General features: G+C 38.3%; 8 protein-coding genes and 2 pseudogenes. 6 read left to right on the forward strand and 4 right to left on the reverse strand.

Annotation, left to right across the window (positions count from 1 at the left end):
* Positions 1–181 precede the first annotated feature (181 nt).
* The gene (locus O9295_RS07380; RefSeq protein ID WP_288032534.1) at positions 182–673 is read left to right on the forward strand and encodes a bsaAI; all 492 of its coding nucleotides are present in this window, start codon (positions 182–184) and stop codon (positions 671–673) included.
* Here O9295_RS07380 and O9295_RS07385 read toward each other — a convergent pair.
* Positions 665–2,005: a DNA cytosine methyltransferase gene (locus O9295_RS07385; RefSeq protein WP_288032535.1), complete on the reverse strand. Its 1,341-nt coding sequence runs from the start codon at positions 2,003–2,005 to the stop codon at positions 665–667. The two genes, O9295_RS07380 and O9295_RS07385, sit on opposite strands and share 9 nt — an antisense overlap.
* Before the next feature lie 170 nt (positions 2,006–2,175).
* On the opposite strand from O9295_RS07385, the pseudogene O9295_RS07390 reads away from it, so the two are divergent.
* Positions 2,176–2,457 (forward strand): annotated as a pseudogene (locus O9295_RS07390) (phenylalanine--tRNA ligase subunit beta); the annotation flags it as partial.
* A gap of 72 nt (positions 2,458–2,529) precedes the next feature.
* Here the strand turns inward: O9295_RS07390 and O9295_RS07395 are convergent.
* Both O9295_RS07395 and O9295_RS07400 read right to left on the reverse strand, forming a co-directional pair.
* Positions 2,530–3,468 carry a DNA-methyltransferase gene (locus tag O9295_RS07395; RefSeq protein ID WP_002737308.1) on the reverse strand — a complete coding sequence of 313 codons (939 nt, stop codon included), beginning with the start codon at positions 3,466–3,468 and terminating at the stop codon, positions 2,530–2,532.
* The gene (locus tag O9295_RS07400) at positions 3,465–4,031 is read right to left on the reverse strand and encodes a restriction endonuclease (protein ID WP_288032536.1); all 567 of its coding nucleotides are present in this window, start codon (positions 4,029–4,031) and stop codon (positions 3,465–3,467) included. Before O9295_RS07400 ends, O9295_RS07395 begins: the two co-directional genes overlap by 4 nt.
* Before the next feature lie 226 nt (positions 4,032–4,257).
* On the opposite strand from O9295_RS07400, the gene pheT reads away from it, so the two are divergent.
* Entirely contained in the window at positions 4,258–6,693 is a 2,436-nt protein-coding gene (gene pheT / locus O9295_RS07405) for a phenylalanine--tRNA ligase subunit beta (RefSeq protein WP_288032537.1), read from the forward strand.
* A 270-nt stretch (positions 6,694–6,963) separates the two neighbouring features.
* Here the strand turns inward: pheT and O9295_RS07410 are convergent, their stop codons facing one another.
* Positions 6,964–8,316 carry a helix-turn-helix domain-containing protein gene (locus O9295_RS07410; protein ID WP_288032538.1) on the reverse strand — a complete coding sequence of 451 codons (1,353 nt, stop codon included), beginning with the start codon at positions 8,314–8,316 and terminating at the stop codon, positions 6,964–6,966.
* 181 nt (positions 8,317–8,497) lie between these two features.
* Between O9295_RS07410 and O9295_RS07415 the strand changes: the two genes are divergently transcribed.
* The 3 genes and pseudogenes from O9295_RS07415 to O9295_RS07425 form a co-directional block, all read left to right on the forward strand.
* Positions 8,498–9,142: a PEP-CTERM sorting domain-containing protein gene (locus O9295_RS07415; protein ID WP_147073569.1), complete on the forward strand. Its 645-nt coding sequence runs from the start codon at positions 8,498–8,500 to the stop codon at positions 9,140–9,142.
* A gap of 195 nt (positions 9,143–9,337) precedes the next feature.
* On the forward strand, positions 9,338–9,577 hold the full coding sequence (locus O9295_RS07420) for a hypothetical protein (RefSeq protein ID WP_147073572.1): 240 nt from the start codon (positions 9,338–9,340) through the stop codon (positions 9,575–9,577).
* Positions 9,578–9,853: 276 nt separating this feature from the next.
* A pseudogene (locus O9295_RS07425) lies at positions 9,854–10,326 on the forward strand (transposase family protein); the annotation flags it as partial.

Here is a 10,326-nt window from a genome sequence, read left to right on the forward strand (position 1 = left end):
GGGGTCAATTACCTAATTTTCAGGGAAAAAGTCCCTGAATTTACCCCTGATCACTCCCATATCTGGTACTTTTTGAGGGGAAAAAAGTCCAAAAGTCTTATCCAACAAGGTTTTTAGATTTATTCAGCAAGCCCTATTTATCAACAATCCGCATCAAGACGGCTATCCAGATTTGCTGTTAATGGATAAAAATGGCAAAGTTTTTTTTGAACAACTTTCCCAAGAAAGACGAATGCGAGATAAGTCTCCATTTAGTCCATTTGCTAATGGGGGAGTAGAGGTTAAAGCCACTTGTGGCAGTGTTCCTACACCAAGGGAATTAAAGAAGACTGGAAAAGAAAAACCCGATATGGGAGACACAAGAATCGAGGTAATGAAAAGCTATGATTGGAAGGCTCACCATAGAGAAACTAACAATCTTATTGGCATTCTCTGGGATTTTGAGAATACTATACCTCAGATAGTTGCTGTATTTTTTGGCAACAACTTAACTGACAATGATTGGGGGAAAATTGTTCAGCCAAAAGAAGGCGGTGGAAGAACAACTAGCGTCTCAATTATGTCACGACAAGGCGTTAAGAAAATGTATAAAAACTGGATTATGATCAAGAATGACAATAGATATATTAATTTTGTCAACAAATATAACAAAGACAATTTAATTTCAAAATAGACAGAGCTGCTCATATTTTTCCTTGATTTGCTCCTCAAGAGAACAATCATCATTGAGGATGGATACTAAATGATCAAATATTTTTTGTAATCCAGCAGGTGGGATACTTTCGCCAATTAACTCTCTAATTAGTTTATCACTAACTCTTTTGCCATCTGCCCGTTTCCATGAAAATGGGTATTCGGTAATTGTATGAAGAATCATTGCTTCATACAGAGATAATACTCTATTTTGAATAGGATGTAGTTTATTGTCACTACAAGCATAGGAGAGATTTCGTGTAATTGTACTGGCTGGTGCGTCCCAACTCATTCTTTTATAGGCACTGGTATAACCTTTCATCAACCTGTATTTTCCATCTTCTTTAACCCATGGACGAGGAAGAATGTGTCCACATTTAAGGCAGTAAAGGGGGGTTTCTGTACTAGCTCTATTAATTCCTTCATTATTTTTGCGTGCGCTGTGTGTTGGATTACCATTATATCTACAAACAGGGTTAATACATTGATTATCAAATGAACTTTTTTCTTCTGGTGTATTACTGATCCAAAAATATTTTTCTTCATCTAATAGGGGTACATAGTGATATGGTATATCATCTGATTTAGCAGTTTCTGTTCGTTGAGAGTCAAGTGGTGGTAAATGATCTATTGCGTCTCGAACAGTTTTCCATCTAGGAAGTTCTAATCCTTCTTTACTATGAGTTGGTTTAGGAAAAAGAGAATTGTTCTTTTTTAAATAATTCTTCAGTTTCTCATTTTTAGTAAATATTGAAATAAGTCGTTGACGATTCTGCGGGACTCCATAATCAGCAAAATCTATAATGCTAATCGAACTCAAAAATTTATCACCAATACGCTGTTTTATATAACATAAAATATTTACTAAGTAATCGTCTTTCTCGGTCAAGGGTATATAAGTATTTTGCATTTCTGGCACATTTTCCATGACCAGTGTTTCTGCTCCACTAGCCAGAAAAACTTCTAGGGTGGGAATGATTAATAAATTTCTCTGGTCGATTTCATTTTTTGAGCCTTTACGAATAGAATTAAGCAGCTTACCTCTGCCATTTCTAGACATACCTTGGCAGGGAGGAGTCGCAAAAACAATGTCTAAATTTTGTCCAGAGAGTCGCTGCTTTGTTTCTGCAACTATCTCATTTTTTTTATCCCATATATCCCCAATAATCATTAATGATTCTGGGTGGTTAAATTTAAATACTTCTGCACGATCTTTCAATAATTCATTCGCCACTACAACTTCAAATCCCCCAGAGCGAAGAGCCATATCTCCAATTCCACCACAGGCAAATAGACTGATTGCTTTCCTCATCGATTTTCTTACTCCATGTAACTTATAGTCTATAATAATAATTGGCTGAAGGCAACTTTTAAAAATGAGTATCCCCAGCAAACCTGAAAGCGATCTTTCCTGTCAACCCGGTCGCGGTGACTACCCACCGTTTACAATAGTTAAGAACCAACGGCAAGCAAGAATTAACGATGCGGATTTCGAGCAACTGGTTGCGAGAATTAGTCAAAATTGCCCAATCTCCCCAAGAATTAGCCGAATTATTGACAATTGCGGGAATAGAAGTGGAAGAGATCGAGGATCGCCGAGAATGGGCAAAGGGTGTGGTTATTGGTAAAATTATTGATCGCCAACCCCATCCCAATGCAGATAAACTAAGTGTCTGTCAGGTGGATATCGGTCAGGAAAACCCTAGTACAATTGTCTGTGGCGCGCCCAATGCTAGGGCTGATATTCTAGTTCCCGTGGCTACTTAATTCTCCGAGGGATTTATTGTCGAGCCGATTTTCTACCGTAGCGGTTATTATTGTTAACTTTTTGATTGACTAATCAAATACCTCAAATTCTTGTCCGATCTTGCCAAAATATTCCCCCAAACGTTGTTGAATGATATCAATATACTGATCTTCAATTTCAATACCAATAGTCTGATAACCTAATTCTAGAGCGGCAATTAAAGTTGTACCCGTTCCGGCAAAAGGATCGAGAACTATATGACTGTTATCCTGTGGTAGAAATAACTCGAGCAGTTTTCTAATCAATGATAAAGGTTTAATCGTACAATGCTCATCAAAATTTTCATCCCGTCCTTTAGAAAAGCCCTCTAAAATATTGGATTGAAAAGAGCCGTCACTTAGTATAGCTTTGAAGGGACCTAATCCAGTCATTTGTATAGTTTCAATATAATTGTTTTTTAGAGGCTTCTGCACAATAACTATAGCTTCCCATTCATTTCTCAGGCAAGTATGCCAACCTTGCCATTGTTGAGCATTAGTATCACCAATTTTGTCAAGTTTTTTCTCAATATTTAATCCTTTGGGAATGCCTGAATGTCGTCTATAAACCAGCACATCTCTAGCATAAAAACCGGCATTTTCAAGAGCAATCTGAATATGAGCTAGTGTTCTTGTGCTACTAAAAACAGCGACAACAGCCCCCCTTTTACAAACACGCATTAGTTCCTTTGACCAATCTGTTGCCCATTCAATATAATTGACCACATTTTCGCGATTGCGTTGATACCAACGCTCATTGCGAACCCCACCAGCTAACCCACTTCCATAGGGAATATTTTTTACCAGTGTGGAACTGTTTTGAATGCGTTCTCTGCGTCTTTGGATTTCATCATGATCCCAATTTCTGCCAATGAACTCATAATTATAGGGTGGATCTGTGATCACACAAGATATACTAGATTCTTCTAGTAAAGTGAGAAGTTCTCTACAATCACCGTGCAGAAGTTGCCATCTTTTTGAGATATTCATCGGGCAATATAAAACTCCTGTGTTTCAGAAAATTTATCAAAAGCTTTCAGCAAATCGAACCCACTGCGATCAAGTATATAATCAAAACTTTGTTGGCCCTGCAAAACAGTCCAGCCCCCCAGATGACAAGCTTTAATCGCTGCTGGTAAGTTATCCTCTCGCACAATCAGTAAAATAGGTCTAAGTCCTCTTGCCTGTAATAGTTTTCCATACTGTTTAAACTTTTTAAGTGTGCCAGAATCTCCCGAACCAATTCTATATTTAGTATCAATGGCATCTCTACCTAAAATGCAGTCACAAGGTTGATCATCTGCAATCTTTAAAGCTGGTTGATAATCTAAACAATTAGCCTTAAAAACTTCTGTCACCAGACGTTGCCAACACATTCCTAGTTCCCTGCCCCAATACTGACGATTTTCCCTTTTTAAACTAGGAGTAATTCCAAATACCCTCATAAGCGAATCATAATCATCATTTTCTTCTCCATAGATTTTGTCACTAAAAGAACTTTGGTATTGTCTCAAAATTCCCTTGAGGAGGTTTTCTATTTGATCGGGTGGCATCAATAATCCTTTTTGATATAGATAGCTAACTACTGATTATCTCCCCAAATTATCGGTAATCTGTTCCAAGATAATATCACCCCTGGCCAAGGAAAATGAGCGGTTATTTACACAGGCCTTCCATCTTGCCCCTTAATATTTTAACAGCCGATCGGCCCTAATTTCTAAATCATTGACTACCCACGGTTTACAATAGTTAAGAACCAACGGCAAGCAAGAATTAACGATGCGGATTTCGATCAACTGGTTACGAGAATTAGTCAAAATAGCCCAATCTCCCCAAGAATTAGCCGAATTATTGACAATTGCGGGAATAGAAGTGGAAGAGATCGAGGATCGCCGAGAATGGGCAAAGGGTGTGGTTATTGGTAAAATTATCGATCGCCAACCCCATCCCAATGCAGATAAACTAAGTGTCTGTCAGGTGGATATCGGTCAGGAAAACCCTAGTACAATTGTCTGTGGTGCGCCCAATGCTAGGGCTGATATTCTAGTTCCCGTGGCTACTTTGGGAACCTATTTAGCCAAAATCAATTTAACGATTAAACCAGCTAAATTGCGGGGGGTAAAATCGGAAGGGATGATCTGTTCCCTCGCAGAATTAGGATTAACTAAGGATTCTGAAGGAATCCACATTTTTAGCCAGGAAAATCTCCCTTTAGGTACAGATGTTCGTCCCCTTTTAGGACTCGATGAGGTGATTTTAGATATTTCTCCCACCGCTAACCGCGCCGATGCTTTGAGTATGATCGGAGTCGCGCGGGAAGTGGCGGCTTTGACAGGAGGAGAATTAAGCCTACCAAAAGTCAAATTAGGAGAATTTTCCCCTAAAAAAGATTTAACGCTGGAAATATCAGAAAATAAAGCCTGTCCTGCTTATATTGGTACGGTGATCGAGGGGGTAAAAATTGGCCCATCTCCGCTATGGTTGCAACAGCGTTTACAGGCTGCCGGATTGCGATCGATCAATAATGTGGTCGATATTACTAATTATGTCCTCTTGGAGTGGGGACAACCCTTACACGCTTTCGATCGCGATCGTTTACAAAGTTTTGCCGGAGGTAAATCCGTTACTATTGGGGTCAGTTTTGCCGAGGAAGGGGAAAAAATTATTAGCCTTGATGGCCAGGAAAGAAGCTTAAAAGAGCTTAATTTGTTAATTACTGCCAATAACAAGCCTGTAGCTTTAGCGGGGGTGATGGGAGGTCAAGAGACGGAAGTTAACGAGGAAACCGTTAATCTTGTGCTAGAGTCGGCTTTATTCGATCCGATCGCTATCCGTCGTTCCTCAAAAGCGCAGGGTTTACGCAGCGAATCTTCCGGACGCTATGAACGCGGTGTTAATCCCGCCGCTTTGGAATATGCTTGTCAAAGGGCGATCGATTTGATTCTAGAGTTAGCTGGGGGAACTGTCAGCAGTCAGGTTAAAGCTGATTATCGCGCCGAACGGTCCAGGGGTTCGATCGAATTGCGTTTACAACGTTTGCAGCAGCTACTGGGTCAAGTGACCCTAGATAATGGTGCGATCGGTGAAATTCTCGCCGAAGATGTGGAACGGATTTTAGGCAATTTAGGCTGTGAATTGCAGTTAACCTCGAAAAATCCTGTTCTGTGGACTGTGACAGTGCCAGACTACCGTTATCGGGATTTAGAACGAGAAATTGACTTAATTGAAGAAGTGGCGCGACTGTACGGATACGATCGCTTTGTCGATACTTTGCCGGCAAAAACCGCAGCCGGAGGATTATCCTTTGAGGAAACTATACAGCGTCGGCTGCGGGAAGCTTTTCGCGCAGTCGGTTTGACGGAATTAGTCCAGTATTCCCTCGTTAAACCGGAATTAGCGGAAGTTGTCCTCGCTAATCCCCTTTTTGTCGAGTATTCTGCTTTGCGGACTAATCTCCTAGACGGTTTAATCGAAGCGTTTGAGTATAATCAGTCTCAGGGTAACGGGGCCTTAAATGGCTTCGAGATCGGGCGAGTTTTCCGCTTAGAATCGGATAATATCAACGAATACGATGCAATTGCTGGTATTTTTGGCGGTGATTTCTTCCCGGCCGGACGTTGGCTGCGATCGGGTAAAGAGGTGGCCATGACTTGGTATGAAGCAAAAGGGATTTTAGAAGCAGTATTCGATCGCCTTTCGCTGACAGTAAGCTACGAAAAAGATGCCGAAGATGCGCGTTTTCATCCCGGACGAACAGCATCTTTATGGATTGGCAAACAACGCCTAGGTATATTCGGTCAACTACACCCGCAATTGCGTCAGCAAAAGGGATTAATTGAGGCAGTTTATGCCTTTGAAATCCAGTTCCCGATCCTGTTAGCAACTCTTAGCGATAGTGCCAAAATTACCCCACGTTTACAGGTCTATTCTACCTATCCGGGGGCGGCACGAGATATCGCCTTCTTTGTTTCCACAGATATACCCGTAGATAGATTGACAAAAACTATCAAAAATGCTGGGGGTAATCTCTTAGAAAAAGTCGAATTATTCGATCGCTATCAGGGGCAGAATGTACCAGAAAATCATTGTAGTTTGGCCTTTAGTTTAGTCTATCGTGCCAGCGATCGAACTTTAACCGATGAAGATGTGGAACCCTTAATGACAAAAGTGCGAGAAGCTTTAGTTAAACAGTTCCAAGTTTCTTTAAGAAGTTAAATTCAGCGCTCAGTTAACAGTTATCAGACATCGGCCTTATAATTAGGTAGACGTTAAAAATTATCAGATGCCCCCCTTATTAAGGGGGGACTAAGGGGGGATCGAACCTAAAATCCATTGTTAATTTAATTATAACCAGCCATTTATTATCTCAAGAATAATCTCACACGTCGCTATCAATATCGCTGATTGCATCCAATCGTTACCAATCAGTTTGAGAGGTTGGAAGGGTTCTTTTTCAGACTCGATCTTCTTGAAGAAGTATTACAATCAATCGCTTTTGATATACTCTTTAAAAATAGATGATAATTGAAATCGGTTTTGCTCCCTTTGAATTAAATAACGTTGTTGCAAGGATTGTAAACCATTGATTAAATCACTGGCAGATAAATCTAAGTTATTTTTTAAATCTTCTCTCGATAAAGGTTGATCAACTTTACTTAATTCTAAGGCGATTTGTTGGGCAAGGGGAGAACAGCGACCAAAAATTTGTTTTAAATGAGACTGCATTTTGTTAGTAATAACTAAGCTATTTTCTGCCAAGAAATCATTAACCTTGCCATCAAAAACATCTTTAATCAAAACGGCAATATCGATTAAATAAAAAGGATTACCTTCGTATAATTGAATTAATTCTAACCATCTTTCTTCATCTTGTAAACCTTGATTTTTAAGAAAATCAATCGCTTCAAATCCTGATAATTCTAAGCATTGAATGGGAGAATTTTCTTGATTAACATAGTTCATTTCCGCCGATTTTTCTTGACTAATGAGAATAAAATGACTCTGGTGTTGGATTTCTGCAATCAGTTTTAAAAAATGTTGATAACTGCTATATTCAGGTTGATAATTACCCGCCATTTGACCAACAGCAAAGAGATTTTGAAAATCATCTAAGACGATTAAACATTTATGATTGCTTAGAACTTCTAACAATTGCTGGATTTTGTTATCGGTGCTTTCTTTTGGTTCTTTTTGGCAAGTATTCAATAAATCATTTAGCCATAAATCTAAAGACTTGGGAAATTTTAAACTTTTCCAAATCACCACTTCAAATTGTTCTAAATTGAGATCAATAAATCGTTTAACTAGGGTGGTTTTTCCTATTCCCCATAATCCCAAAACGGCAATTAAGCGAGTATTTTGCTTAAATACCCAGTTCGAGATTGTTGCCAGTTCATTTTCTCGATCATAAAAGTCAATAATTTGGGCAGCAAAAGTTAGCTCATGATAGATTGATTCAGATTGAGAGTTATTATTACTATTTAAGTCATTTTCGTTAGACAATCTTGTATTTTCTGTAGGACAAAATTGGTTATAATTACTATTGACATTATAAATTACACAAGAATTTTCTGAAGATTTAATATACACTCTTTCTAAGACAGAACGGGAAGTAGATTTTTTTATATCTTTTTCTAAAACCTCTGATAAAAGCTTCCATAATTTAGCGCCTTCCTCTCTAATATGAGTCTCACTGCGGTGATATTCGTTACCTATTTCTTGATAACTCTGTCCTTGCCAACTCCCTTCAAGAATAGCCTTCTGGATAGTATTTAGCGGCTTTTTATCTCGCTCAATAAGACGTTCATCAATCAGTTGTAAAACTTCTGTGACATTCATACAATCGACACAGCAAAAGACTTTTGCTTATTATAGCCCAACTAAATCCCACTTTTACCAACTTTCAGGAAAATTTCCCCGACAAAACTCCCGATAAAATCCTATTTTAAAGGATTGTCAACGATTAAAAGCCTGTAGTACCCTTAAACGTAACTTAAGTTCAACTAAGGATTATTCTAGGATGAAAACGGCAATTAAACCCAATCAATCAACTAAACCCTTGCTACAATCTCTATCGGTCGCTATGACATCGGCCCTCTTATTGGGAGTGACCGCATTACCTAGCAAAGCCTCTATGTCTGTAGTACCAATAGATATAGCAATAGGTGATGGTACTCTTGAAAGTCCCTTTTTACCTCTAGACCCCACTAATCCCGATGGTTTTCGTTTTTTCGGTATTGCTATAGTCCAGGGTCAAATCTTCTTCTTCGATCCCGATGTCGCAGTAGGTTATGATTATGCCGTTACAGGAGATGCCTTATTTGCTTCCGTTTTAATTCCCGCTCCCTTACCCAATGGAGACAGTAGCTTCACCCTAGAATTACCAGGCGGTGTTGGTAGTTTTCCTCTGACAGCTGGAACAACCTTCAACTTATTAGACTATAATGCTCTGGGCTTTAGTAGCTTCCGTATTAGCGGTATTGACACAATGGAAATGCTTGATCCTACTAATCCTCTTGCTTTCGTAACTGGATTAAGCTTTACCAGTAGTGGTACGGTGAATGTTACTCAAAATCCCATTGTAGTAAATATTCCTGAACCTTCAAGCTTGTTAAGTTTTGGTTTATTAGGATTAGGTTTTGGCATGAAGAAACTCAAGAAATAACTGATTAAAATATTCAATTGCGATCGCTTTTATTGTTGGGTGCATTAACAAAGTATAATGCACTTTATTTATTGTCTATTGATGAAATGATCCAAAGACGTTAATTTAAAAGATTGAGGTCAGGGGAGTTTGTTGGGTTGATTTTGCGTTAAAATTAAGTTAGATATGTCTTAATTGATGAAACTTAGCAAGACAATGAATACTTCGACCACTTTTCAAGAAATCGCTGCCGAAATTCAATTATTTGATAATATTGAACAAAAAGAACAATTTATTTTTGTGGTGGGTGCTTTAGTTTCTCGCATCATCAGTCTTCATAAAGCCGCAGAAATCATGGAAATGGATACAGAAATGTTCTTGAAAATTTTAGAATTAATGAGAATCGATTTTTCTTATCTTACTACAGAAGACATAGATAGAGAAAAAAAATGGTAATCTCTATGAAAATTGTTTTCAATTCTTACCCTTTAATCTTTTTGTCTCAGTTAGGATTTTTAGAAAAATTCCTAGATTCTAATGATAATTTTTATGGCTCTTCGGGAATTGTTATGCAAATAATTAACTTAAAATAAAATTCGATGAGAGTACCTACGCGCAAAAGTAGCTGAAATCCATACAGGGAAGGACTTAAGGCACAAACAGGTTAATACCAAAAGATAGACAATTGAGTTAAAATTTGATATAATTGCCAAAAACGAGATTATTTTACTTATGATACTTGACAAATTTTTGAACCTAGAAGGAACCTCTATTCAAGGCTATCGACACCTAGAAAATATCGGTATAGTTTGACCAGTCGAATCGAAAAATAAAAAAGCAACCTGTCCTCATTGTGGCTTAGAGAGCGATAAACTCCACCAAAATCATCGACATTTAGTCAAAGATTTACCAATCTCAGGTCAACCAGTATACCTACAAGTTAATCGTCGTCAATTTAAGTGCGATAATTGTCAGAAACCCTTTAGCGAAGAGTTAGATTTTGTCGCCAAGAAACGAACCTATACGAAAAGACTAGCCGAGAATATACTCGAACAATTAAAAGAAGGAGATATTTTAAATGTTAGTCGAAGAAATGACGTAACGGAAGAAGAGATTCAAAGAATGATAGAGGACATAGCTGAAGAAATTACAGAGACAGACCTATCGAAATTAAAAAGACTAGGAATTGACGAAATCGCTCTAGT

Origin of the sequence: Microcystis sp. LE18-22.4A (genome assembly GCF_027531105.1) — a bacterium.
Taxonomy (GTDB): domain Bacteria; phylum Cyanobacteriota; class Cyanobacteriia; order Cyanobacteriales; family Microcystaceae; genus Microcystis; species Microcystis aeruginosa.